Here is a 26,124-nt window from a genome sequence, read left to right as displayed (position 1 = left end):
CAGGAGCAGCATGCGATCAGTCAGCGAGCCCGTTTCCCGGGCTTTCCAGGGCATGGCGGTACCGGCGAAGGCCGGGATGTACGACCCGCGCCACGAGAAGGACTCGTGCGGCCTCGCCATGGTCGCCACCACGCGCGGCACGCCCGGGCACGACATCGTCGCACTCGCGCTCGACGCGCTGCGCAACCTCGAGCACCGCGGCGCCGTCGGCTCCGACGCCGGCACGGGCGACGGCGCTGGCATCCTCACGCAGATGCCGGATGCGTTCCTGCGCGAGGTCGCGGGCTTCCCGCTGCCCGAGGCGGGCGGCTACGCCGCGGGCCTGGCCTTCCTCCCGCTCGACGACGCCGAGCGCGCCCGGGTGAAGGACGGCATCCGCGAGATCGCCTGGCAGGAGCGCCTCACGGTGCTCGGCTGGCGCGAGGTGCCGACCGTGCCGGATGCGCTGGGCAAGCTCGCGCGCGCCGCGATGCCGGCGATCGAGCAGCTCTTCGTCGCGCCGGCGGGGACGCCCGTCGCGGGCATCGAGCTCGACCGGCTCACGTGGCGGCTCCGCAAGCGCATCGAGCGCGAGCTGGGGGAGTACCTGCCGTCGCTCTCGAGCCGCACGATCACCTACAAGGGCATGGTCACGACGCTCCAGCTCGAGCCGTTCTACCCCGACCTCTCCGACCCGCGCTTCGAGACGCGGCTCGCGATCGTGCACTCGCGCTACTCCACCAACACCTTCCCCTCGTGGCCGCTCGCGCAGCCGCTGCGGATGATCGCGCACAACGGCGAGATCAACACCGTCGAGGGCAACCGCAACTGGATGCGCGCGCGCGAGTCGCAGCTCGCCTCGGAGCTGCTCGGCGACCTCCGGCCCGTGCGGCCGATCATCACGCCGGGGATGAGCGACTCCGCCTCGTTCGACGAGGTGCTCGAGCTGCTCACGCTCGCCGGCCGGTCGCTCCCGCACGCGCTCATGATGATGGTGCCGCAGGCGTGGGAGAACCAGCCCGACATGCCGCAGCAGCTGCGCGACTTCGCCGAGTACCACTCGCTGCTGATGGAGCCGTGGGACGGCCCCGCCGCGATCGCGTTCACCGACGGCTCGCTCGTCGGCGCGACGCTCGACCGCAACGGGCTGCGCCCGGGCCGCTGGCTCGAGACCGACGACGGGCTCTTCGTGCTCGCGAGCGAGACGGGCGTGCTGCCGATCGCGCCCGAGCGCGTCGTGCGCCGCGGCCGGCTGCAGCCCGGGCGGCTCTTCCTCGTCGACACCGAGGCCGGCAGGTTCGTGCCCGACGAGGAGGTCAAGGCCGAGCTCGCCGCGATGGAGCCGTGGGGCGAGTGGCTCGACTCGAGCCGCATCCACCTCGCCGACCTCCCCGAGCGCGAGCACGTCGCGCACACCGCCGCATCCGTCACGCGCCGCCAGCGCACCTTCGGCTACACCGAGGAGGAGGTGCGGCTGCTCATCGCGCCGATGGCGAAGACCGGGGCCGAGCCGCTCGGCGCGATGGGCAGCGACACGCCCATCGCGGTGCTCGCGAAGCGGCCGCGGCTGCTGTTCGACTACTTCGCGCAGGCCTTCGCCCAGGTGACGAACCCGCCGCTCGACAGCCTGCGGGAATCGATCGTGACGAGCACGTCGATGGGGCTCGGCCCGGTGCGCAACCTGCTGACCGCGACGCCCTCGCACGCGAGCCAGATCATCCTCGACTTCCCGGTCATCGACAACGACCAGCTGGCGAAGATCCGCTCGATCGACCGCACGCCGGGATCTCGCCGCACGGTCGTGGTGAAGGGGCTCTACCGGGTCGACGGCGGCCCCGAGGCGATGGAGCGGCGGCTCGAGGAGCTCTGCCGCGAGGTCGACGAGGCGATCGCCGACGGCGCGCAGTTCATCGTGCTCTCCGACCGCGACTCGACCGACCAGCTCGCGCCCATCCCGACCCTGCTCATGACGAGCGCCGTCCACCACCACCTCATCGCCGCGTCCACCCGCATGCGCGCCGGCATCGTGGTCGAGGCCGGCGACGTGCGCGAGGTGCACCACGTCGCGCTCCTCATCGGCTACGGCGCGAGCGCCGTCAACCCCTACCTCGCGATGGAGACGGCCGAGCAGCTCGCGCTCACGGGGCAGCTCGGCGCCGACGTCGACACCGCGGTGCGCAACCTCATCAAGGCGCTCGGCAAGGGCGTCATCAAGATCATGTCGAAGATGGGCATCTCGACCGTCGGCGCCTACGGCGGCGCGCAGGCGTTCGAGGCCGTCGGCCTCTCGCAAGAGCTCGTCGACCGCTTCTTCGTCGGCACCCACTCGCCGCTCGGCGGCGTCGGGCTCGACGTCATCGCCGAGGAGAACCGGCTGCGCCACCAGTCGGCGTACCCCGACGAGCGCGCGCCGCTCGCGCACGAGCGGCTCGCGACCGGCGGCGAGTACCAGTGGCGCCGCGACGGCGCGCCGCACCTGTTCAGCCCCGAGGCGGTCTTCAAGCTGCAGCACTCGACCCGCACGGGCCGCTTCGACGTGTTCGAGCAGTACACGCGGCTCGTCGACGAGCAGGCGGCGGAGCTCAAGACGCTGCGCGGCCTGCTCGCGCTGCGGCCCGCCGCGGAGCCGATCCCGATCGACGAGGTCGAGCCGGTCGCCGAGATCGTCAAGCGCTTCTCGACGGGAGCGATGAGCTACGGCTCGATCTCGGAGGAGGCGCACGAGACGCTCGCGATCGCGATGAACCGGCTCGGCGCGAAGTCGAACACCGGCGAGGGCGGCGAGACCGACGAGCGGCTGCTCGACCCCGAGCGGCGCAGCGCGATCAAGCAGGTCGCCTCCGGCCGCTTCGGCGTCACGAGCATGTACCTCTCGCACGCCGACGACCTGCAGATCAAGATGGCGCAGGGCGCGAAGCCCGGCGAGGGCGGGCAGCTGCCGCCCGGGAAGGTCTACCCGTGGGTCGCGAGCACGCGGCACGCGACGCCCGGCGTCGGGCTCATCTCGCCGCCGCCGCACCACGACATCTACTCGATCGAGGACCTCAAGCAGCTCATCTTCGACCTCAAGCGCGCGAACCCGCGAGCCCGCGTGCACGTGAAGCTCGTCTCGCAATCGGGCATCGGCGCGGTCGCGGCGGGCGTCGCGAAGGCGAAGGCCGACGTCGTGCTCGTCTCCGGCCACGACGGCGGCACGGGCGCGAGCCCGCTCAACTCGCTCAAGCACGCGGGCACGCCGTGGGAGATCGGGCTCGCCGAGGCGCAGCACACCCTGATGGTCAACGGGCTGCGCGAGCGCGTGAGCGTGCAGGTCGACGGACAGCTCAAGACGGGTCGCGACGTCGTGATCGGCGCGCTGCTCGGCGCGGAGGAGTTCGGCTTCGCGACCGCGCCGCTCGTCGTCTCGGGCTGCATCATGATGCGCGTCTGCCACCTCGACACGTGCCCCGTGGGCGTCGCGACGCAGAACCCGCTGCTGCGCGAGCGCTTCACCGGCAAGCCCGAGTTCGTGGTGCAGTTCTTCGAGTTCATCGCCCAGCAGGTGCGAGAGCTGCTCGCATCGCTCGGCCTGCGCAGCCTCGACGAGGCGATCGGCCGCAGCGACCTGCTCGAGGTCGACCGCGCCGTGCGCCACTGGAAGGCGGAGGGGCTCGACCTCGCGCCCGTGCTCGCCGCACCCGCGGGCGCCGAGGGCGCGCCGCGCCGCACGACCGAGCAGGACCACGAGCTCGAGCAGCAGCTCGACTCCCGCTTGCTCGAGCAGCTGGAGCGGGCGCTCGACGCGGGGGAGCGGCTCGAGCTCGACCTCGAGATCGCGAACACCGACCGCGCGGTCGGCACGATGCTCGGCAACGCCGTGACGCTGCGCGCGGGCGCGGCCGGCCTCGAGCCCGGCACCGTCACGCTGCGGCTGCGCGGCTCCGCCGGCCAGTCGCTCGGCGCGTTCGTGCCGCGCGGCATCGCGCTGCACCTCGAGGGCGACGCGAACGACTACGTCGGCAAGGGCCTCTCGGGCGGACTCGTGACCGTCCGGCCCGAGCCGGGCGCCGCGCTCGTCGCCGAGCACAACGTCATCGCCGGCAACGTCATCGGCTACGGCGCGACGAGCGGCGAGCTCTACCTGCGCGGCATCGTGGGCGAGCGCTTCCTCGTGCGCAACTCCGGCGCGACCGCCGTGTGCGAGGGCGTCGGCGACCACGCGCTCGAGTACATGACGGGCGGCACCGCGGTCATCCTCGGTCCCACCGGCCGCAACCTCGGCGCCGGCATGTCCGGCGGCGTCGCCTACGTGCTCGACCTCGACGAGCGGCTGCTCAACCAGGAGTCGTTCCACCAGGGCGAGCTGCGCGTCGAGCCGCTCGCCGACGAGGACGAGATCGAGCTGCGCGCGATCCTCGCCCGGCACGTCGAGCTCACCGGCTCCGCGGTCGCCGCGGGGCTGCTCGAGGCGGGCCTCGCGCACGTCTCGAAGCTCGTGCCGCGCGACTGGGCGGCGGTGCGCACCATCCGACTCGACGCCGAGCGCCACGGCGTCGACCCGGACTCCGACAACATCTGGCGGCAGATCCTGGAGGTGACCGGTGGCTGACCCGCGCGGATTCCTGAAGGTGACGGAGCGGGAGCTGCCGAAGAAGCGCCCCGTGCCCGTCCGCATCCTCGACTGGCGCGAGATCGGCGAGCCGGGCGACAAGGCCGTGCTGCGCCGGCAGGCGAGCCGCTGCATGGACTGCGGCGTGCCCTTCTGCCACCAGGGCTGCCCGCTCGGCAACCTCATCCCCGAGTGGAACGACCTCACGTGGCGCGGCGAGGGCCGCGCGGCGAGCGACCGGCTGCACGCGACGAACAACTTCCCCGAGCTCACCGGCCGCCTCTGCCCGGCGCCGTGCGAGTCGTCGTGCGTGCTCGGCATCAACCAGCCCGCAGTGACGATCAAGTCGATCGAGCAGGCGATCGCCGACGAGGCGTTCGCGAACGGCTGGACCGAGCCGCACCCGCCGGCGCGCCTCACGGGCAAGACCGTCGCGGTCGTGGGCTCCGGACCCGCGGGGCTCGCGGCGGCGCAGCAGCTCACGCGCGCGGGCCACACCGTCGTCGTGTACGAGCGCGACGACCGCATCGGCGGCCTGCTGCGCTACGGCATCCCCGACTTCAAGCTCGAGAAGCGCACGCTCGAGGCGCGGCTCGCGCAGATGCAGGCCGAGGGCACGCGCTTCCGCGCCGGCGTCGAGATCGGCCGCGAGCTCGGCTGGCAGGAGCTGCGCGAGCGCTTCGACGCGGTGCTCATCGCGACCGGCGCGCCGGTCGCGCGCGAGCTCGACATCCCCGGTCGCGGCCTCGACGGCGTGCACCTCGCAATGGAGTACCTCGTGCAGCAGAACCGCGCCGTCGCCGGCACGGTGCCCGCCAACCAGATCTCGGCGCGCGGCAAGCACGTCGTCGTCCTCGGCGGCGGCGACACGGGCGCCGACTGCATCGGCACCGCCCACCGCCAGGGCGCGCTCTCGGTGACGAACCTCGCGATCGGCGTGCAACCCCCGAGCGAGCGCCCCGCGCACCAGCCGTGGCCCGTGCACCCGAGCCTGTTCGAGGTGCAGTCGAGCCACGAGGAGGGCGGCGAGCGCGCCTACCTCGTCTCGACCGTCGAGCTGCTCGCGAATGCCGCGGGCGAGGTGCGGGCGCTCAAGGTCGCCGACACCGAGATCGTCGACGGCGTGCGCCGCCCGAAGGCCGGCACCGAGCGCGAGATCCCCGCCGACCTCGTGCTCCTCGCGCTCGGCTTCACGGGGGCGGATGCGTCGATCGGCGAGGCGCTCGACGTCCCGTTCGAGCGCGGCCTACCCGTCCGCACCCCCGACTTCGCCACCGACGTGCCCGGCGTGTTCGTGGCCGGCGACGCGGGACGCGGCGCATCCCTCATCGTGTGGGCGATCGCCGAGGGGCGCGCGGCCGCCGCGGCCGTCGACGCGCACCTCGAGGGCGCCTCGTCGCTCCCGGCGCCGGTGCGCGCGAGCGACCGCCCCTTCGCCGTCGCGTGAAGGTCGGGCGCGAGGGCCTCTGAGAGGATGGAGGGGTCCGCGCCGATCCCACCCAGGCGGCACGAGCCACGGAAGCGAGAACACCTTGAGACGAGCCAAGATCGTCGCGACGTTCGGGCCGGCACTCGCCGGCTATGAGATGACGAAGGCCGCGATCGCGGCCGGCATCAACGTCGCGCGCATGAACCTGAGCCACGGCGACCACAGCGTCCACGAGGAGGTGTACGCGAACATCCGGAAGGCATCCGACGAGCTCGGCAAGCCCGTCGGCATCCTGGTCGACCTGCAGGGGCCGAAGATCCGCCTCGGGAAGATCCCCGGCGGGCCGTTCGAGCTCCGCGAGGGCGACCGGTTCACCATCACGACCGACGACGTCGAGGGCGACGGCCAGCGCGCGAGCACGACCTTCAAGGGCCTGCCCGCCGACGTGAGTCCCGGCGACCCGCTGCTCGTCGACGACGGGCGCATCGTGCTGCGCGCGGTCGAGGTGACCGAGACCGACGTCGTCACCGAGGTCGAGGTCGGCGGGCCGGTGAGCAGCAACAAGGGCATCAACCTGCCCGGCGTCGCCGTCAACGTGCCCGCGATGAGCGAGAAGGACGAGGAGGACCTGCGCTGGGCGCTCCACCTCGGCGCCGACATCATCGCGCTCTCGTTCGTGCGCGACGCGAAGGACATCGAGCGCGTGCACGCGATCATGGACGAGGAGGGCCGCCGGCTCCCCGTCGTCGCGAAGATCGAGAAGCCGCAAGCGGTCGAGAACCTGCCCGACATCATCGACGCCTTCGACGCGATCATGGTCGCGCGCGGCGACCTCGGCGTCGAGCTGCCGCTCGAGCAGGTGCCGCTCGTCCAGAAGCGCGCGATCGAGCTCTCGCGGCGATGGGCGAAGCCCGTCATCGTCGCGACCCAGGTGCTCGAGTCGATGATCGAGAACCCGCGCCCCACACGCGCCGAGGCGAGCGATTGCGCGAACGCGGTCTTCGACGGCGCGGACGCCGTGATGCTCTCGGGCGAGACGAGCGTCGGCAGCCACCCGATCACGACGATCGAGACGATGGCGCGCATCGTGTCGGCCGCGGAGGAGCACGGCCTCGGCCGCATCCCGCCGCTCGGCACGAAGCCGCGCACGCAGGGCGGCGCGATCACGCTCGCCGCGCTCGAGGTCGCCGAGTTCGTCGAGGCGGCGGCGATCGTCGTCTTCACCGAGTCGGGCGACTCCGCGCGCCGCATGGCGCGGCTGCGCACCGCGATCCCGACCTTCGGCTTCACGCCCGACCCCGAGGTCGAGTCGCGCATGCAGATGATCTGGGGCATGCAGACGCACCTCGTCGACCGCGTGATGCACACCGACGACATGATCGCGCAGGTCGACGACGTGCTCATCGGCAAGCAGCTCGTGCCCGTCGGCAAGAAGGTCGTCGTGATCTCGGGCATGCCGCCGGGCATCTCGGGCTCGACGAACGACATCCGCATCCACGTCGTCGGCGACGTGCACGCCGAGGCCGCGCCCGCCTACCACGGCAAGCGCCGCATCGAGGTGCGGCACCAGTCGGCGCCGCATCCCGCGGAGGGCTGAGCCGCTCGACGAGCGGAGCCCGGACGATCGTGGATCGTCCGGGCTCCTGCCGTGCCGGTGGTGGGACTCGAACCCACACTCCTCGCGGAAGCGCATTTTGAGTGCGCCGCGTCTGCCGATTCCGCCACACCGGCTGACGGCTCGGGCGGATGCCCGGCCGCTGCGAACACTAGGCTAGTGGCCATGACCGACGACCTCTTCGCCGAGCCCATCACCGACCAGGCTCCCGCCGAGCACGCGACGACCGCGCGCACCGTGCTCGTGGCCGAGGACGAGTCGCTCATCCGCCTCGACATCGTCGAGACGCTGCAGGCCGCGGGCTACGAGGTCATCGGCGAGGCCGGCGACGGCGAGCGCGCCGTCGAGCTCGCGACCGAGCTCGAGCCCGACCTCGTCGTGATGGACGTCAAGATGCCCAAGATGGACGGCATCAGCGCGGCCGAGAAGATCAGCGCCGCGAAGATCGCGCCGGTCGTGCTGCTCACGGCGTTCAGCCAGAAGGAGCTCGTCGAGCGGGCCGGCGAGGCGGGAGCGCTCGCCTACGTCGTGAAGCCGTTCACGCAGAACGACCTGCTGCCGGCGATCGAGATCGCCCTCGCGCGCTGGGACCAGATCCGGGCGCTCGAGAGCGAGGTCGCCGACCTCGCCGACCGCTTCGAGACGCGCAAGCTCGTCGACCGCGCGAAGGGCCTGCTCAACCAGCGCATGGGCCTCGCCGAGCCGGAGGCGTTCCGCTGGATCCAGAAGGCCTCGATGGACCGCCGCCTCACGATGGCCGAGGTCGCGCAGGCCGTCATCGAGCAGCTGAGCACCAAGAAGTAGCCCCCGCCCCGCGCCGCCGCCTGCCACCTCCCGCAGGTGAGTGGCGCCTCCCGCACGTGAGTGGCGCCTCCCGCGGGTGATTGGCGCCTCCCGCACCTGAGTGGCGCCTCCCGCAGGTGAGTGGCGCCTCCCGCAGGTGAGTGGCGCCTCCCGCAGGTGAGTGGCGCCTCCCGCAGGTGAGTGGCGCCCTTCGCAGGTGAGCGGCGCCTCCCGCAGGTGAGTGGCGCCTCCCGCAGGTGAGTGGCGCCTCCCGCAGGTGAGTGGCGCCTCCCGCAGGTGAGCGGCGCCCTTCGCGGGTGAGTGGCGCCTCCCGCAGCCGCCCGCGACACGGGCACCGCTGCTCCCTGGCGCTCTCCACAGCACCCGGGTGCGCAGGCACAAGTCCGCGCCACCTGCCGTCACCATGCACGGCATGCACAGTGAGCACGGCTTCACGGTCCGGGAGGGACTCGAGCGCGGCTACTCCGCAGCTGAGCTCCGATCCATGGCGTTCACGTCTCCTGCTCGCGGCGCGCGCATCACGGCCGCCATCGGCGACGCGGATCAGGCGCTCCTCGAGGCGGTTCGCGTCCTCGCGGGCGACGACCAGTTCTTCTCCCACACCACCGCGGCACGCGTCCACGGCATGCCGCTGCCCGTGCGCCTTGAGCGCGAAGGTCGCGTCCACCTCGCGTCGCCGACGGGTCGCTCCCGCATGCAGCGTCCCGGCGTGGTCGGGCATCGCCTCAAGTCGGCGGTCGAGGAGGTCGACGGTCTGCGCGTCGAGTCGAGGGCTGACACGTTCGTGCACCTCGCCCCGCTGCTGAGCCTCGAGGAGCTCGTGACCGTCGGTGACTGGCTCGTCTCGACGAAGCGTCACGACCCGCTGACGGTCGAGGACCTGACGGATGCGCTGCGGCGCTACCCGGGAGCGCGCGGGCTCCATCGCGCCCGACAGGCGGTCGCCCTCGTGCGGGTCGGCTCCGAGTCACCACGCGAGACGCTCGTGCGTCTCCTGATCATGGGAGCGCTGCCGGAGCCGACGCTGCAGCACGAGGTGTTCGACGCGACCGGCCTCTTCGTCGCGCGGCTCGACGCGAGCTGGCCGCCTCTCAAACTCGCTGTGGAGTACGACGGGGAGCATCACAACGATCCCGCTCAGCAGGAGCGGGACCGTATCCGCCGCGAGAAGCTGCGCGCGCTCGGCTGGCACGTGATCGTCATCACGAAGGACGATCTCGCGGATGGCGGCAAGGCGATCCTGCGCGCGATCGTAGCCGCGCACCAGCGCTGCAGCTCTTGGACCGCCGCTTAGCGGCCGTCGTTCATCTGCTGCCGGTGCCTCTCATCTACGGGAGGCGCCACTCAGGTGCGGGAGGCGCCACTCAGGTGCGGGAGGCGCCACTCAGGTGCGGGAGGCGCCACTCAGGTGCGGGAGGCGCCACTCAGGTGCGGGAGGCGCCACTCACATGCGGGAGGCGCCAGTCAGGTGCGGGAGGCGCCAGTCAGGTGCGGGAATGACCACTCGGGGGCGCCAGTCAGGTGCGGGAGGCGCCACTCAGGGTGCGGGGACGGGCGGGTCAGCGGGTCTTGATGAAGTTCGTGATGCGGAGGGTCGAGGCGCGGCGGCCCTCGTCGTCCGTGCAGACGATCTCGTGCACGGTCATGGAGCGCCCGAGGTGGACCGCCGTGCACTCGGCCGTCACCCATCCGCTCGTGATCGAGCGCGTGTGCGTCGCGTTGATGTCGGTGCCGACGGCGTAGCGGCCCTCGCCCGCGTGGATGTTCGCGCTCACCGAGCCGAGCGTCTCGGCGATGACGCAGTACGCGCCGCCGTGCACGAAGCCGGCCGGCTGCCGGTTGCCCTCCGCGGGCATCCGCGCGATCGAGTGCTCGGCCGAGAGCTTGAGGAACTCGATCTGCATGCGCTGCGCGAGCTCGCCGCCCGGCCGCCCCTCGAGGTGCGCGAGCACCGCTCGCGTCGCCTCGTCGACCTCGTGCTCGATGGGCTCCGGGCTCACGCGCGCTCCTCGCTCGGCTGGGGTGTCGGCAGCCCCGGCTAGGCTGGCCGTCGTGTCGGATCCGAAGCCTACCCTCATGGTCATCGACGGCCACTCCCTCGCGTTCCGGGCGTTCTTCGCCCTGCCGCTCGAGAACTTCGTCAACAGCGAAGGGCAGCACACGAACGCCATCCACGGCTTCCTGTCGATGCTGCTCAAGCTGCTGCAGGACCACCGGCCGACGCACCTCGCGGTCGCGTTCGACATCTCCCGCTACTCCTTCCGCACTCGCGAGTACGCCGAGTACAAGGGCACGCGCGACGAGACGCCGAAGGAGTTCAAGGGCCAGGTGCCGCTCCTCGAGGAGGCGCTCCACGCGATGGGCGTGCGCACCCTCTCGAAGGAGGACTACGAGGCCGACGACATCCTCGCGACCCTCTCGGTGCAGGGCGCGAAGGCCGGCATGGACGTCTACGTCGTCTCGGGCGACCGCGACACGATCCAGCTCGTCAACGACGACGTGACGCTGCTCTACCCCTCGGTGCGCGGCGTCTCCGAGCTCAAGCGATACACGCCCGAGACGGTGCGCGAGCGCTACGGCATCGAGCCCGCGCAGTACCCCGAGATCGCCGCGCTCGTGGGCGAGTCGAGCGACAACCTCATCGGCATCGACAAGGTCGGCGAGAAGACGGCCGTCAAGTGGATCACCCAGTACGGCACGGTCGAGAACCTGCTCGCGCACGCCGACGAGATCAAGGGCGTCGTCGGCAACAACCTGCGCGAGCAGCGCGAGCGCGCCGAGCGCAACCGCCGCCTCAACCAGCTGCTCACCGACGTCGACCTCGGCGTCGAGCTCGACGAGCTCGCGCGCGGCCAGGTCGACGAGGCCAAGCTGCGCGACGTCTTCCAGCGGCTGCAGTTCCGCACGCTGCTCGACCGCGTGCTCAAGCAGGAGGGCACGGGCGAGCCGGCGGCGGCGCTCGAGCCCGAGGTGCAGGCACCCGCGGTGCAGAAGCTCGTCGACGAGGAGCTCGACCTGTGGCTCTCGCGCGCCAAGGGCACGGTCGCGGTCTCGATCGCGCCCGACGGCGCGGGCGGCATCGCGGGCTTCGGCGTCGCGACCGAGGGCGCGAGCGCTTACGTGCCGTTCAAGGCCGGCACGGCCGACTACGACGGATTCGTCGAGTGGCTCGCGTCGGACGCCCCGAAGGCGCTCCACGACGTCAAGGCATCCATCAAGCTCCTCGAGCGCGCGGGGCTCCGGCTCGGCGGCGCCGCGCACGACACGCGCGTCGCCGCGTGGCTGCAGACGCCGACCGCGCCGCCCAAGACCTTCGAGCTCGACTGGCAGACCGAGGCGCTGCTCGGCGCGACGCTGCCCGCGCCCGACCCCAACCAGCTCGTGCCCGAGGTCGAGCCCGAGCAGCTCGGCACGGTCGCGTGGCTCACGGGCGAGCTCTCGCGCGCCCAGCGCCCGCGCCTCGACCCCGGCACGCTCGGCGTGCTCGACGACATCGAGCTGCCGCTCATGCCCGTGCTCGTGCGCATGGAGCGCCAGGGCGTGCACATGGATCGCGACGTGCTCCAGCGCATCCTCGACGAGATGCGCGCGAAGGCCGCGGCGCACGCCGAGGCCGCGTACGCCGAGATCGGCCACGAGGTCAACCTCGGCAGCCCGAAGCAGCTGCAGACCGTGCTGTTCGAAGAGCTCGACATGCCGAAGACGCGCGCGACGAAGACCGGCTACTCGACTGACGCGCAAGCGCTCGCCGACCTCCAGGAGACGAACCCGCACCCGTTCCTCGGCCTGCTGCTGCAGCACCGCGAGACCTCGAAGCTCGCGCAGATCATCGAGTCGCTGCTCAAGGCCATCCAGGACGACGGCCGCATCCGCACGCGCTACGACCAGACCGGCTCCGCCTCGGGCCGCCTCTCGTCGAACGACCCGAACCTGCAGAACATCCCGGTGCGCACCGAGGTGAGCCGCGAGATCCGCTCGGCGTTCGTGCACGGGCCCGAGTTCGAGACGATGCTCACGGCCGACTACTCGCAGATCGAGATGCGCATCATGGCGCACCTCTCGGGCGACGAGGGCCTCATCGAGGCGTTCCTCTCGGGGGAGGACCTGCACCGCTTCGTCGGCAGCCGCATCTTCGGCGTCGACCCGAGCGAGGTGACGGCGCTCCAGCGCGTCAAGGTCAAGGCGATGAGCTACGGCCTCGCCTACGGGCTGAGCGCCTTCGGGCTCTCGAAGCAGCTGCGCATCTCGCAGGCCGAGGCGAAGCAGCTCATGCTCGACTACTTCCAGCGCTTCGGCGGCATCCGCGACTACCTCCGCGGCGTCGTGATGCAGGCGAAGGACGACGGCTACACGACCACGATCTTCGGCCGCCGCCGGCCGTTCCCCGACCTGACGTCGTCGAACCGCGTGCTGCGCGAGAACGCCGAGCGGCAGGCACTCAACTCGCCCATCCAGGGCTCCGCCGCCGACATCATCAAGCGCGCGATGATCGCGATCGACCGCCGCATCGCCGAGGAGGGGCTCGGCTCGCGCATGCTGCTGCAGGTGCACGACGAGCTCGTCTTCGAGGTCGCGACCGGTGAGCGCGAGGCGCTCGAGGCGATCGTGCGCGCCGAGATGGGCGGCGCCGCCGAGCTCTCGGTGCCGCTCGAGGTGCAGGTCGGCGTCGGCGCGAACTGGGACGCCGCCGCGCACTGAGCCACGGCATACGACCCTCAGGGACGGGCACCTAGGCTGGCGGCATGAACGACTCCGCGCTGCAGTTCGGCCTGTTCGTCCCGCAGGGATGGCGCCTCGACCTCGTCGGCATCGATCCTGCCGAGCAGTGGGGGCGGATGCTCGAGGTCGCGCAGCGCCTGGACGCCGGCCCGTGGCACTCGGCGTGGGTCTACGACCACTTCCACACGACGCCGCAGCCGACGGACGAGGCGACGCACGAGGCGTGGACGCTCATGGCCGCGCTCGCCGCGAGCACGAGCCGCGTGCGGCTCGGGCAGATGTGCACGTGCATGGGCTACCGGAACCCCGCCTACCTCGCGAAGGTCGCCGCGACCGTCGACGTCATCTCGGGCGGCCGGCTCGAGTTCGGCATCGGCGCCGGCTGGTACGAGCACGAGTGGCGCGCGTACGGCTACGGCTTCCCCGGCGTCGGCGACCGAATCTCGGCGCTCCGCGACGGCGTGCAGATCATCCAGCGGCTCTGGGCCGAGGGGACGGCGACGCTCGAGTCGGAGTCGTTCTCGGTCGACGGCGCCATCTGCCGGCCCCAGCCGCTCCAGTCCGGTCGTGACGGCCGCCCGCGCATCCCGACCTGGATCGCCGGCGGCGGCGAGCAGCGCACGCTCCGCTACGCGGCGAAGTGGGCGGACGCGACGAACTTCGGCGGCGGCCCGGAGCAGTTCGCGCGCAAGCGCGACGTGCTGCTGCGCCACCTCGAGAAGGAGGGGCGCGACCCGGCCGAGGTGCGACTCACCTCCAACCTCAACATCGTCGTGCGCGAGAGCGAGGCCGAGGCGCGCCGCGTCGTCGACGAGGTGAACGCGCGCGCCGACTCCGCGATGCCCGCCGAGCACGCCGGCACGGGCTTCTCGACGCGCGGCGCGGTCGTCGGCACGCCGCAGATGGTGGTCGATCACGTCGGGGCGCTCCGCGAGGCGGGCCTGGGGACGCTCATCGCCTACATGCCGGAGGTCGCGTTCGAGCAGGGCGGCATCGAGCTCTTCGAGCGGGAGGTCATGACCGCCCTCCGCTGATGCGTAGGCTTGCGGCATGACTGACGAGAGAGTCGGCGCGCCGTCGCGCCAGCAGACCGAGATCGACCGGATCGCGGAGGGCTACGTCCACCGCGCCGCCGCCCTAAACCCCGAGATCAACGTGTACGTCGGGCTCGAGGGCGACAAGGCCGGCTACGGCGACTACTCGCCCGAGGGCCGCGACGCCGACGCCGCGCTCGCGCGCGAGACGCTCGCCGCGCTCGAGGCCGCGGAGCCCGTCGACGACATCGACTGGGTGACGAAGACGGACCTCTCGCGCGAGCTGCAGCTCGAGCTCGACGTGCACGCCTCCGGCTGGGGCGACCGCGACCTCAACAACCTCGCGAGCCCTGCCTCGGGCATCCGCGACATCTTCGACCTCATGTCGACCGGCAGCGAGGACGACTGGTCGACGATCGCGCAGCGCATGCGCAACGTGCCTGCCGCGATCGACGGCTACATCGCCTCGCTCCGGAACGGCATCGCGACCGGCAACACGCCCGCGGCGCGCCAGATCGACAACGTGCTCGAGCAGTTCGCCGACTACGCGCCCGGGAAGGGCTTCTTCCACGAGTTCGCCGCCTCGGCGAAGGCGGGGGAGCAGGAGCTGCCCGCGTCGCTGCGTGACGACCTCGCGAAGGCCGCCGGCGAGGCGACCGAGGCGCACGCGCGCTTCGCGGAGTTCCTGCGCACCGAGCTCGCCGCATCCGCCAACCCCGTCGACGCGGTCGGCCGCGACTTCTACTCGCTCATGTCGCGCCGCTTCCTCGGCGCCGCCGTCGACCTCGACGAGACCTACGCGTGGGGCATCGAGGAGCTCGACCGCATGCGCGCCGAGCAGGAGGCGATCGCGAACGAGATCCTCCCCGGCGCGAGCGTGCAGGAGACCATCGCGCACCTCGACCAGGACGCGAGCCGCAAGCTCCACGGCACCGACGCGCTCAAGGCCTGGATGCAGGAGACGAGCGACCGCGCGATCGAGGAGCTCGGCCGGAACCACTTCGACATCGCCGAGCCGATCAAGGCGCTCGAGTGCATGATCGCGCCGACGCAGACCGGCGGCATCTACTACACCGGTCCCGCCGACGACTTCTCGCGGCCGGGGCGGATGTGGTGGTCGGTGCCCGAGGGCGTCACCGAGTTCGACACGTGGCGGGAGCTCACGACCGTCTACCACGAGGGCGTGCCGGGCCACCACCTGCAGATCGCGCAGGCGACCTACAACCGCGCGCAGCTCAACCTGTGGCGTCGCGCGTTCGCCGGCACGTCGGGCCACGCGGAGGGCTGGGCGCTCTACGCGGAGCGGCTCATGGAGTCGCTCGGCTACCTCGACGACCCGGCCGACCGGCTCGGGATGCTCGACGGGCAGCGGATGCGCGCGGCACGCGTCGTGCTCGACATCGGCGTGCACCTCGGCAAGCCGCGCCTCGACGGCACGGGGGAGTGGGACTTCGACTACGCCTTCGAGTTCATGAAGTCGAACGTCAACATGAACGAGCCGTTCGTGCGGTTCGAGGTCAACCGCTACTTCGGCTGGCCGGGCCAGGCGCCGTCCTACAAGATCGGCCAGCGCATCTTCGAGCAGATCCGGGATGCGGCGAAGGACGCCGAGGGCGACGCGTTCGACCTCAAGCGCTTCCACATGCGCGTGCTCAACATCGGCGGCGTCGGCCTCGACACGCTGCGGGAGGCTGTCCTGCGCGGCTAGGTGCGGTTGTCCGGGATGCCCATCCGCGTGTACGATCGACGGGCCACTCGTGTGGCGCAATCAATCCGAACCGCTGGATGGGCATCCTCATGCCCGCAGCCCGACATCCCCCATAAAGGCACCTTGAACTCTATGACCACTGCAACGACCACGGCTCCCAAGCAGGTCGCTGTGAACGACATCGGCTCGGCCGATGACTTCATGGCCGCCGTTGAGAAGACCCTGAAGTTCTTCAACGACGGCGACCTCATCGAGGGCACCGTCGTCAAGATCGACCGCGACGAGGTCCTCCTTGACGTCGGCTACAAGACCGAGGGCGTCATCCCCTCGCGCGAGCTCTCCATCAAGCACGACGTCGACCCCTCCGAGGTCGTCGAGGTCGGCGACACCGTCGAGGCGCTCGTCCTCCAGAAGGAGGACAAGGAGGGTCGCCTGATCCTCTCGAAGAAGCGCGCGCAGTACGAGCGCGCCTGGGGCGATGTCGAGCGCATCAAGGACGAGGACGGCGTCGTCACCGGCACCGTCATCGAGGTGGTCAAGGGCGGCCTCATCGTCGACATCGGCCTCCGCGGCTTCCTGCCGGCCTCGCTCATCGAGCTGCGCCGCGTCCGCGACCTCACGCCGTACCTCGGCCAGGAGATCGAGGCGAAGATCCTCGAGCTCGACAAGAACCGCAACAACGTCGTGCTCTCGCGCCGTGCGCTCCTCGAGGAGACGCAGTCGGCCTCGCGCGGCCAGTTCCTGCAGTCGCTCCAGAAGGGGCAGGTCCGCAAGGGCGTCGTCTCGTCGATCGTCAACTTCGGCGCGTTCGTCGACCTCGGCGGCGTCGACGGCCTCGTGCACGTCTCCGAGCTCTCGTGGAAGCACATCGAGCACGCCTCGGAGGTCGTCGAGGTCGGCCAGGAGGTCACCGTCGAGATCCTCACCGTCGAGCTCGACCGCGAGCGCGTCTCGCTGTCGCTCAAGGCGACGCAGGAGGACCCGTGGCAGATCTTCGCCCGCACGCACGCGATCGGCCAGGTCGCGCCGGGCAAGGTCACGAAGCTCGTCACGTTCGGCGCGTTCGTGCGCGTCGCGGACGGCATCGAGGGCCTCGTGCACATCTCGGAGCTCTCGGCCAAGCACGTCGAGACGGCTGACCAGGTCGTCGCGGTCGGCGACGAGGTCTTCGTGAAGATCATCGACATCGACCTCGAGCGCCGCCGCATCTCGCTCTCGCTCAAGCAGGCGAACGAGGGCGTCGACCCCGAGGGCACCGACTTCGACCCGGCGCTCTACGGCATGCTCGCCGAGTACGACGAGCAGGGCAACTACAAGTTCCCGGAGGGCTTCGACCCCGAGACGAACGAGTGGAAGGAAGGCTTCGAGGCGCAGCGCGAGGCCTGGGAGGCCGAGTACGCGGCCGCGCAGGCGCGCTGGGAGGCGCACAAGGCGCAGGTCGCCGCCGCCCGCGACGCCGAGCTCACCTCGAACGACGTGCCCTCGGGCGCATCGTCCTTCGGCAGCAGCTCCGACGACTCGGGCGCCGGCACCCTCGCCGACGACGAGGCGCTCGCCGCGCTCCGCGAGAAGCTCACCGGCTCCGCGGAGTAGTCAGCACCGCCAGAGCGGGCCGCGCCTTCGGGCGCGGCCCGCTCTGCGTTCCCGGGGGCGCGCCGCGGGGTGGCAGGATCGAGGCATGCCCGCCGACGACGCGATGACGCGCGCCCTCGACTACGCCGACCGCTGGCTCGCCTACCGCCGCTGGCGCCTGCGCGTGCCGGGCGTGCAGGTCGCCGTGCGGATCGGCGGCGAGCTCGTGCTCGAGCGCGCCCACGGCCTCGCCGACGAGGCGACGCGCGAGCCGCTCACCGTCGACCACCGCTTCCGCATCGCCTCCCACTCGAAGTCGCTCGCCGCGCTCGCCGCGATGCGGCTCGTCGACGAGGGTGAGCTCCGCCTCGACGACGCGCTCGGCGGGCTCGTGCCCGCGCTCGCCGGCACCGACGCCGCGGCCCTGACCGTGCGGGAGCTCCTCTCGCACGGCAGCGGAGCGACCCGGGACGGCGACGACGTCGCGTTCTGGCAGCTCGCCGACGACTTCCCCGACGCCGACCGGCTGCTCGCGATCGCGACGGCCGGCGTCCGCCGCCTCGACGCATCCGCCGAGTTCAAGTACTCCAACATCGGCTTCGGGCTGCTCGGCCTCGCGGTCGAGGCGGTCACCGGCGAGCCGTACGCCCGCGCGCTCGAGCGGCTCGTGCTCGCGCCGCTCGGGCTCGAGGCGACGAGCGCCGACATCGAGGGCGCCTCGGCACCGCTCGCGACCGGCCACTCGGCGCTGCACTCGAGCGACGAGCGCGCGCCGCTCGGCAGCCCGTCGTCGCGCGCGCTCGCCGCAGCGACGGGCGCCGTCTCGACGGCAGCGGAGCTCTCGGACGCCCTGCGCGTCGTGGCCGATTCCGACGACCGGCTGCTGAGCGCGACGGCACGGCGGCGGATGCGGCAGCGCCAGTGGTCGACGACCGGTCGCGACGGCGCCGTGGCGGGCTACGGCCTCGGGCTCATGCTGCGCGAGGTCGACGGCCGCACGTGGCACGGGCACGGCGGCGCGTGGACGGGGCAGGCGACGCGCACGCTCGTCGACGCCGAGCGCGACGTCGTCGTGAGCGTGCTCGCGAACGCGATCGACGCGCCCGCGGAGGAGCTCGCCGTCGGCGTCGCCCGCATCGTGCAGGCGGCGCTCGAGCCCGCGGCCGAGCCCGACGAGGCGGAGCTCGAGCTCGCGCGCTCGTTCGAGGGATCGTTCGCGAGCATCTGGGGGCGGCTCGACGTCGTCGAGCTCGGCGGGCGGCTGCTCGGCATCGCCCCGACGGCGCCCGACCCGCTCGCCGCGGTCGACGTGCTCTCGCCGCGCCGTGAGGATCGCGTGGTGATCGAGGCGGCGACCGGCATGGGATCGGGGCACGAGGAGGCGATCGCCGAGCGCGACGAGACGGGCCGCGTCGCGCGTTGGCGCGGCGCGTGGCACATGCACGCGGTCGAGCCGGTGCCGGAGGAGGCGACGGGCTAGCCGTCGCCCGCGGTCGCGGGCCGCTCGGCGGGGCGCCGCCGCCGGCGGGCCGTGCGCCCCAGCCACCAGCCAGCCGCCGCGAGCGCGAGCAGCGCCACCACGACGAGGAGCGGCGCGACGATCGCGACCAGCGACAGCCCGATCGCGCCCACGTCCTCGACCGTCGAGACGACCGGCGCGGCCGCGCCCGCCGTCGCGGCGTTCGCCGCGGGCCGCACCGTCGCCTTGCCAGCGTGCACCGCGAGCGCGATGACCGCGCCGACCACGATCGGCACCCACTGGTTCGAGGCGAAGAACTCGGCGGGATCCGTGACCGCGACGGTCGACGCCGTCGAGGAGGAGCCGAAGACGAGGCCGCCGGCGGCGGGCCGCACGAGCGTCTGCAGCACGTCGTTCACGCTGTCGACGGCGGGCACCTTGTCGGCGACGACCTCGACGACGAGCAGCACGGCGACGATGCCGATCACCCACCAGCTCGAGAGCCAGGCCCAGCCCTCCGGGAGCGCGAGCAGGCCGGGGAAGAGCCGGTCGGCGAGTCCGACGACGAGCAGCGGGATGTAGGCGTTCATGCCCGCAGCCGCGGCGAGCCCGGCGCCGGTCAGTGCCTCGAGCACGATCCCTCCTCCTGCGGCGCGGCGCCGCTCGGGCCGATCGTAGCCCGCTGCCGCCGTGCGTGGCGGGGGAAGGGCCCGGTGCGCGGTAGCGTCAGAGCATGATGGCGGCGGTCACGACTGCTCGCGCCGATGGCGCGCGCCCCGACCGTACCCGCGAGCGCGCGACCGCCGTCAACCAGCTGCTCTTCGCCGCGGCCGCGCTCACGGCCTGCGCGCTCATGATCGTGGTCGGCGACGTGCGGCAGGGCGAGCTGCTCTTCGGCGGCATGCTGCTCGTGTTCGCGCTCACGATCGCCGCGCTCGTGGTGCCCTGGAACCGGCTGCCCGTGCGCTGGGTCGGGATCGTGCCGGTCGGCGATCTCGTCGCGGTGCTGCTGCTGCAGCTCTCGTACCATGACGGCGAGGCGTGGCTGCTGTGGATGGTGCCCGCCATCTGGCTCGCGACCGTGCTCGGCTGGCCCGGCCTCGTGCTCGGCGCGGGCGGCTCGACCGTGCTGTTCTGGGTCGCGCACCTCCTCGCCGACGACATCGGCGCGGGACTGCGCGACGCGCTCGGCCCGCTCGCCCTCACCACCGCATCCGTCGTCGCCTTCATCGCCGCGCGCCGCTCCGCGGCGCAGCGGTCGCTGCTCGACGAGCAGGCCGACTACCTCGACCACGCGGTCGAGCGCGCCAGGCGGCAGGAGGACGCGGTGAGCGAGCTGCTCGACGCGGTCGACTTCGGCGTCGTGCGGATCGGCGCCGACGGCAGCATCTCGATCGAGAACGACGCGCACGCGAGGCTCATGACGCCCGCCGACGACGCGCAGCTGTTCGAGGCGGACGGCGCGACGCCGACCGAGCCCGGCGCCGTGCCCGTCGCGCGTGCCCGGCGGGGGGAGACCTTCGAGAACCTGCTGCACTGGCAGGGCCCGCCGGGCGATCAGCGCCGCGCGCTGCTGTCGACCGCGCGACGGCTCTTCGACATCAACGGCGCCGACGTGGGCGCGATCCTCGTCACGCGGGACGTGACGGCGGAGCAGCAGGCCGTGCACATCCGCGACGAGCTCGTCGCCTCCGTCTCGCACGAGCTGCGCACACCCCTCACGAGCGTGCTCGGCCACCTCGACCTCGCGCTCGACTCGGGCGACGTCGGCCCCGGCGCGCGGCGCAGCCTCGAGATCGCCGAGCGCAACGCCTCCCGCCTGCTCGTCATCATCGGCGACATCCTCGCCGCGACCGCCGACGGGCCGGGCCGCTTCGACGTGCGGCCCGTGCGCGAGGACCTCGCTCGCGTCGTGCTCGCGTCGGTCGAGGCGCTCGAGCCGCGCGCCGCCGAGCGCAACATCCGCATCGACAGCTCTGGCGTCGAGCCGGCGGAGGCCGAGTTCGACCCCCACCGGATGCGGCAGGTGGTCGACAACCTCGTCGGCAACGCCGTGAACTACCACACGGGCGACGGCCTCATCGAGGTCGGCGTCACGGCCGACGACAAGCACCTGTGGCTCGTCGTCCGCGACGACGGGCCCGGCATCGCGGAGGACGCGCTGCCGCGGCTCTTCGAGCGCCGCTACCGCGCGCAGCCCTCCGGCAGGGCGACGGGCAACGGCCTCGGCCTATCGATCAGCCGGGACCTCGTGCGCGCGCACGGCGGCGAGATCACCGTCCAGAGCGAGCCTGGCAGCGGAGCCACCTTCGTCGTCCGCTTGCCTCGACGCACCACGGGAGCGACCGCATGACCCTCGATCCAGACACCGTCATCCTCATCACGGCGCTCGTCGTGCACGTCGCGGGCGGACTGTTCGTGCTCGAGACGATGGTCCGCAAGGACGATCGCGCCGGCCGCGTCTGGGCGCTCAGCTTCCTGGCCGCGATGATCGCGACCGAGGCGTTCGTCGTCGAGGCCGTGCTCGGGGTCGGCTCGTGGCCCGTCGGCATCGGCCAGGGCGGCTGGGTCGCGTGCATGGGCCTGCTGTGGATCGGCTGCCGCGTCTTCAACGGTCGGCGCAGCGGCCGCGCCGCGCTCGTCGTCGCGCTCGCCGCGCTGCTCGCGTTCCTCGCCGTGCTGCTCGTCGGCACCGGCCCGGGCGGCTGGTCGGCGCGCTGGGTGATGTTCGCCGCCAACGCGGCCTTCGCCGCGCTCGGCGCGGCCGAGGCGCTGCGTGGCTCGCTGCGCCGCACGCGCACGGGGGTCGCGCTCGGCGGCGTGCTCGTCGTCGTCGCCGCCTTCCAGCTCGTGCGGCTCCTCGCCGGCGTGACGATGGCCGGGGACGGCGCGCTCCTGCGCGTGTGGTCCGACGCGGGCATCGCCGGCGTCGCGACGATCGCGCTCACGATCGTCGTCGTCGTCGTGACCTCGGTGCTGCGCGCGGAGCAGGTGCGGCTGCGAGGCACAGAGGACTCGTCGCTCATGGCGATCGCGCCGGACGGCGTGCTCCTCGCGCCGTCGTTCTCGCGCGTGCTCGGCGGGCGGCTCATGCGCGCCAACCGCCGCGGCGAGCTCTTCGCCGTCCTCGCGGTGCGCATCGATGCGCTCTCGCGCATCTCGACGGCGTTCGGCGTCGACGAGGCCGAGCACGTCCGGCAGGCCGCCCGAGCCGCCGTCCGCAGGCTCGCGCCGACGACCGCGGCGCTCGGGAGCGACGAGCGCGGCCTGCTGCTGCTCGCCTTCCAGCCGTCATCGCCCGCCGACGCCCGGCAGCTCGCCGCCCGCATGCACCGGGCCATGCTCGATCAGCTCCGCACCGCCGGCGTGCCCGTCGTGCCGCCGATCGGCATGGGCGTCGCGCTCACGAGCATCACGGGCTACGACCGCGACGTGCTCGTCGAGGCGGCGCGCTCGGCCGCGCGGCGCGCGATGGGCAGCGACGACGTCTCGGTCGTCGTCGCGGGGGAGGACGGCGAGGGGGAGGACGCCGACCGCGGTCAGGCGGTGCGGCGGTAGCCGACGCCGCGGACCGTCTCGATCCAGCGCGGCTCCGAGGGCGACTCGCCGAGCTTGCGGCGCAGGTTCGCGACGTGCACCTCGATCGCCCGCGCGTCGTGCTCGCTCAGGAAGTGGTCGGGCTCGCCGCGCTCGCCGCGCAGCATGCCGGCGAGCTGGAGCTTGCTCACGACGCGGCGGCCGGAGCCGAGCAGCATCCGCAGGATGTCGAACTCGCTGCGCGTCAGCTCGATCTCCTGCCCGTCGAGCTCGACGACCCGCGCCTGCGGCTCGAGCCGCAGGCCGCGGTGCTCGAGCATCGAGGTCTCGTGCTCGTCGTCGGGCAGCGGAGCGCCGGCGTGGCCCGGGGCCGAGGGGACGCGCTGCGGGGCGGGGGCCGCTTGCGGCGGGCGCGGGGCAGACGGATGCGTCGACGCGAGCGCGCGCGGACGCCGCATCATCGCCTCGATGCGGGCGCGCAGCTCGCGCGGCCGGAACGGCTTGACGACGTAGTCGTCGGCGCCGGCCTGCAGCCCGACGAGCGTGTCGATCTCGTCGCCGCGCGCCGTGATCATGACCATGTAGGCGGTCGTGAGGCTGCGCACCTGGCGGGCCGTCTCGAAGCCGTCCATGCCGGGCATGTTCACGTCGATCGTGACGACGATGGGGTCGTGCTGGCGCACGAGCTCCACGCCGCTCGGGCCGTCGGCCGCCGTGTGCACGGTGAAGCCGCCCTGGGTCAGCACCTGGGCCAGCAGCTCACGGATGTCCTCGCCATCCTCGATGACCACCGCGACGTCCTCGTGCATCGGTTCTCCCGCATCCAGCACCGCGCGACCCGGTGCGATCTCGCCCATGCTAGCGTCCACCGCCCACCGCGGCGGATCGCTGCCGCCGAGCGGCTCCCGCGGCCGTGCGAGACTCGACGCATGCCTCTCGTCGCGCTCACCGGCGGCATCGCCTCCGGCAAGTCCACGATCGCCGGCCGGCTCGCCGAGCGCGGAGCGGTCGTCATCGACGCCGACGCGCTCGTGCGCGAGCTGCAGCAGCCCGGCGAGCCGGTGCTGCGCGAGATCGCCGAGGCCTTCGGCGAGCACCTGCTGCTGCCCGACGGCTCGCTCGACCGGGCCGCGCTCGGCGCGATCGTCTTCGCCGACGACGCCGCCCGGCGTCGGCTCAACGGCATCGTCCACCCGGCCGTCGGGCGCGAGTCCGCCCGCCGCTTCCGCGCCGCGCTCGACGCCGACCCGGACGCGGTCGTCGTCTACGACGTGCCGCTGCTCGTCGAGGCGCGGCCCGACGACCCGTGGGACCTCGTCGTGGTCGCGCACGCTCCCGCCGAGGCGCGCGTGGCCCGGCTCGTCGCGCTGCGCGGCATGGACGAGGCGGATGCGCGGGCTCGCGTCGCGTCGCAGGCGAGCGACGAGCAGCGGCTCGCGATCGCCGACATCGTGATCGACACCGCGGGCGAGCTGGAGCAGACGCTCGCGCAGGCCGATGCGCTGTGGGAGCGCCTCCGCGCCGGTCGTGAGCACTCCCACAGCGAGGATGTGGGCGGCCGCTCCTAGGCTTGGAGCATGCAAGCGACGCGTGCCGTGCACCCCTTCGAGGTCGTGAGCGAGTACGAGCCCTCCGGCGACCAGCCCAAGGCGATCCGGGAGCTCGCGGCCGCCCTCGACCGAGGCGAGACCGACGTCGTGCTGCTCGGCGCGACCGGCACGGGCAAGAGCGCGACGACCGCGTGGCTCGTCGAGCAGGTGCAGCGCCCGACGCTCGTGCTCGCGCACAACAAGACGCTCGCGGCGCAGCTCGCGAACGAGTTCCGCGAGCTCATGCCGCACAACGCCGTCGAGTACTTCGTCTCGTACTACGACTACTACCAGCCCGAGGCCTACGTGCCGCAGACCGACACCTTCATCGAGAAGGACTCGTCGCTCAACGCCGAGGTCGAGCGGCTCCGGCACTCGGCGACGAACGCGCTGCTCTCGCGCCGCGACGTCATCGTCGTCTCGACCGTCTCGTGCATCTACGGACTCGGCACCCCTGAGGAGTACCTCGAGGCGATGGTCGCGCTGCAGGTCGGCATGCGCATCGACCGGCAGGCGCTGCTGCGCCGCTTCGTCGCGATGCAGTACCAGCGCAACGACGTCGCCTTCTCGCGCGGCACGTTCCGCGTGCGCGGCGACACGATCGAGATCATCCCGATGTACGAGGAGCACGCGATCCGCATCGAGCTCTTCGGCGATGAGATCGAGGCGCTCTCGACGCTGCACCCGCTCACGGGCGAGGTGCTCCAGCGGCACGACGCCGTCTCGATCTTCCCCGGCAGCCACTACGTCGCGGGCACCGAGCGCATGCACCGAGCCATGGAGCGCATCCGCACGGAGCTCGAGGAGCGGCTCAAGGTGCTCGAGCGCGAGGGCAAGCTGCTCGAGGCGCAGCGGCTGCGGATGCGCACGACCTTCGACCTCGAGATGATGGAGCAGATCGGCTTCTGCTCCGGGATCGAGAACTACTCGCGGCACATCGACGGCCGCGAGCAGGGCGAGCCGCCGCACTGCCTGCTCGACTACTTCCCCGACGACTTCCTCGTCGTGATCGACGAGTCGCACGTGACCGTGCCGCAGATCGGGGCGATGTACGAGGGCGACGCGAGCCGCAAGCGCACGCTCGTCGAGCACGGCTTCCGGCTCCCGAGCGCGCTCGACAACCGCCCGCTCAAGTTCGACGAGTTCCTCGAGCGCACGCCGCAGAAGGTCTACCTCTCGGCGACGCCCGCGAAGTACGAGATGTCGCTCGCCGACACCGTGGTCGAGCAGATCATCCGCCCGACGGGGCTCGTCGACCCGAAGCTCGTCGTCAAGCCGACGAAGGGGCAGATCGACGACCTGCTCGAGGAGATCCGGGTGCGCGCCGAGCGCGACGAGCGCGTGCTCGTCACGACGCTCACGAAGAAGATGGCGGAGGAGCTCACCGAGTACTTCACCGAGGCGGGCGTGCGCGTGCGCTACCTGCACTCGGACGTCGACACGCTGCGCCGGGTCGAGCTGCTCACGCAGCTGCGGCAGGGCCTCTTCGACGTGCTCGTCGGCATCAACCTGCTGCGCGAGGGCCTCGACCTGCCCGAGGTGTCGCTCGTCTCGATCCTCGACGCCGACAAGGAGGGCTTCCTGCGCTCGTCGACGTCGCTCATCCAGACGATCGGTCGCGCCGCCCGCAACGTCTCGGGCGAGGTGCACATGTACGCCGACCGCATCACCGACTCCATGCAGAGCGCGATCGACGAGACCGAGCGCCGCCGCGCGATCCAGATCGCGTACAACGTCGAGCACGGCATCGACCCGACGCCGCTGCGCAAGCGCATCGCCGACATCACCGACGTGCTCGCGCGCGAGCAGGCCGACACCGCCGAGCTGCTCGAGGGCGGCCGGCGAGGGGCGCCGACGCCGCGGCTCGCGAAGGACCGCTCGAGCCTCGACGGCCCCTCGCAGCTCGAGGCGATCATCGCCGACCTCACGGCGCAGATGACGGAGGCGGCGGGCGAGCTGAAGTTCGAGCTCGCGGCGCGGCTGCGCGACGAGCTCCACGACCTCAAGCGCGACCTGCGGCAGATGCGTCAGGCGAGCTAGGAGGAGCGAGCGGCCCCGAGCGAGGTGCCTCACTGAGAAGTGAGCGCGAGG

Annotated in this window: 17 protein-coding genes and 1 tRNA gene; 14 read left to right on the top strand and 4 right to left on the bottom strand. The window is 72.3% G+C overall.

The features are described 5' to 3' along the window. Window positions 1-10 precede the first annotated feature (10 nt). The 3 genes from gltB (at window position 11) to pyk (ending at window position 7,593) form a co-directional block, all read left to right on the top strand. Complete coding sequence (gene gltB, locus L332_RS16015; protein ID WP_052588537.1) at window positions 11-4,567, top strand: glutamate synthase large subunit; 4,557 nt, start codon at window positions 11-13, stop codon at window positions 4,565-4,567. Next, the gene (locus L332_RS16010; RefSeq protein ID WP_021009228.1) at window positions 4,560-6,014 is read left to right on the top strand and encodes a glutamate synthase subunit beta; all 1,455 of its coding nucleotides are present in this window, start codon (window positions 4,560-4,562) and stop codon (window positions 6,012-6,014) included. Before gltB ends, L332_RS16010 begins: the two co-directional genes overlap by 8 nt. 85 nt (window positions 6,015-6,099) lie before the next feature. After that, a complete protein-coding gene (pyk, locus tag L332_RS16005; protein ID WP_021009227.1) occupies window positions 6,100-7,593 on the top strand; it encodes a pyruvate kinase in 1,494 nt (497 codons plus the stop codon). 52 nt (window positions 7,594-7,645) lie between these two features. On the opposite strand, the gene L332_RS16000 is transcribed toward pyk, so the two are convergent. Beyond that, window positions 7,646-7,727, bottom strand: a tRNA-Leu gene (locus L332_RS16000). A gap of 76 nt (window positions 7,728-7,803) precedes the next feature. On the opposite strand from L332_RS16000, the gene L332_RS15995 reads away from it, so the two are divergent. Then, on the top strand, window positions 7,804-8,415 hold the full coding sequence (locus tag L332_RS15995) for an ANTAR domain-containing response regulator (RefSeq protein WP_031223123.1): 612 nt from the start codon (window positions 7,804-7,806) through the stop codon (window positions 8,413-8,415). Window positions 8,416-8,827: 412 nt separating this feature from the next. After that, the gene (locus L332_RS15990; RefSeq protein WP_021064809.1) at window positions 8,828-9,709 is read left to right on the top strand and encodes an endonuclease domain-containing protein; all 882 of its coding nucleotides are present in this window, start codon (window positions 8,828-8,830) and stop codon (window positions 9,707-9,709) included. Window positions 9,710-9,974: 265 nt separating this feature from the next. Here L332_RS15990 and L332_RS15985 read toward each other — a convergent pair whose 3' ends face one another. After that, on the bottom strand, window positions 9,975-10,415 hold the full coding sequence (locus L332_RS15985; protein ID WP_021009224.1) for a PaaI family thioesterase: 441 nt from the start codon (window positions 10,413-10,415) through the stop codon (window positions 9,975-9,977). A 76-nt stretch (window positions 10,416-10,491) separates the two neighbouring features. Between L332_RS15985 and polA the strand changes: the two genes are divergently transcribed. The 5 genes from polA (at window position 10,492) to L332_RS15960 (ending at window position 18,928) form a co-directional block, all read left to right on the top strand. Further along, on the top strand, window positions 10,492-13,113 hold the full coding sequence (gene polA / locus L332_RS15980) for a DNA polymerase I (RefSeq protein ID WP_021009223.1): 2,622 nt from the start codon (window positions 10,492-10,494) through the stop codon (window positions 13,111-13,113). Window positions 13,114-13,157: 44 nt separating this feature from the next. Beyond that, window positions 13,158-14,168: a TIGR03560 family F420-dependent LLM class oxidoreductase gene (locus tag L332_RS15975; RefSeq protein WP_021009222.1), complete on the top strand. Its 1,011-nt coding sequence runs from the start codon at window positions 13,158-13,160 to the stop codon at window positions 14,166-14,168. A 16-nt stretch (window positions 14,169-14,184) separates the two neighbouring features. Continuing rightward, the gene (locus L332_RS15970; RefSeq protein ID WP_021009221.1) at window positions 14,185-15,876 is read left to right on the top strand and encodes a DUF885 domain-containing protein; all 1,692 of its coding nucleotides are present in this window, start codon (window positions 14,185-14,187) and stop codon (window positions 15,874-15,876) included. A 132-nt stretch (window positions 15,877-16,008) separates the two neighbouring features. Further along, entirely contained in the window at window positions 16,009-17,469 is a 1,461-nt protein-coding gene (rpsA, locus tag L332_RS15965) for a 30S ribosomal protein S1 (RefSeq protein WP_021009220.1), read from the top strand. An 85-nt stretch (window positions 17,470-17,554) separates the two neighbouring features. Continuing rightward, on the top strand, window positions 17,555-18,928 hold the full coding sequence (locus L332_RS15960; protein ID WP_021009219.1) for a serine hydrolase domain-containing protein: 1,374 nt from the start codon (window positions 17,555-17,557) through the stop codon (window positions 18,926-18,928). Here L332_RS15960 and L332_RS15955 read toward each other — a convergent pair. Continuing rightward, a complete protein-coding gene (locus L332_RS15955; protein ID WP_021009218.1) occupies window positions 18,925-19,542 on the bottom strand; it encodes a DUF4126 domain-containing protein in 618 nt (205 codons plus the stop codon). The two genes, L332_RS15960 and L332_RS15955, sit on opposite strands and share 4 nt — an antisense overlap. 98 nt (window positions 19,543-19,640) lie before the next feature. Between L332_RS15955 and L332_RS15950 the strand changes: the two genes are divergently transcribed. Beyond that, window positions 19,641-21,260 (top strand): sensor histidine kinase, encoded by a 1,620-nt coding sequence (locus L332_RS15950; protein ID WP_021064807.1) that lies wholly within the window; start codon window positions 19,641-19,643, stop codon window positions 21,258-21,260. Further along, on the top strand, window positions 21,257-22,465 hold the full coding sequence (locus L332_RS15945; protein ID WP_021009216.1) for a diguanylate cyclase domain-containing protein: 1,209 nt from the start codon (window positions 21,257-21,259) through the stop codon (window positions 22,463-22,465). Before L332_RS15950 ends, L332_RS15945 begins: the two co-directional genes overlap by 4 nt. On the opposite strand, the gene L332_RS15940 is transcribed toward L332_RS15945, so the two are convergent. After that, window positions 22,447-23,301, bottom strand: coding sequence for a response regulator transcription factor (locus L332_RS15940; RefSeq protein ID WP_021009215.1), 855 nt, complete (start codon window positions 23,299-23,301; stop codon window positions 22,447-22,449). The two genes, L332_RS15945 and L332_RS15940, sit on opposite strands and share 19 nt — an antisense overlap. A 72-nt stretch (window positions 23,302-23,373) precedes the next feature. Here L332_RS15940 and coaE point away from each other — a divergent pair, with 72 nt between their 5' ends. Then, complete coding sequence (gene coaE / locus L332_RS15935; RefSeq protein WP_021009214.1) at window positions 23,374-24,012, top strand: dephospho-CoA kinase; 639 nt, start codon at window positions 23,374-23,376, stop codon at window positions 24,010-24,012. 9 nt (window positions 24,013-24,021) lie between these two features. Then, window positions 24,022-26,073: an excinuclease ABC subunit UvrB gene (uvrB, locus tag L332_RS15930; protein ID WP_021009213.1), complete on the top strand. Its 2,052-nt coding sequence runs from the start codon at window positions 24,022-24,024 to the stop codon at window positions 26,071-26,073. The last annotated feature ends 51 nt before the right edge of the window (window positions 26,074-26,124 follow it).

This window comes from Agrococcus pavilionensis RW1, from assembly GCF_000400485.1.
Lineage (GTDB): Bacteria > Actinomycetota > Actinomycetes > Actinomycetales > Microbacteriaceae > Agrococcus > Agrococcus pavilionensis.
The sequence above is the reverse complement of the archived record's forward strand: the minus strand, read 5'-3'. Positions and strand labels throughout refer to the sequence as shown.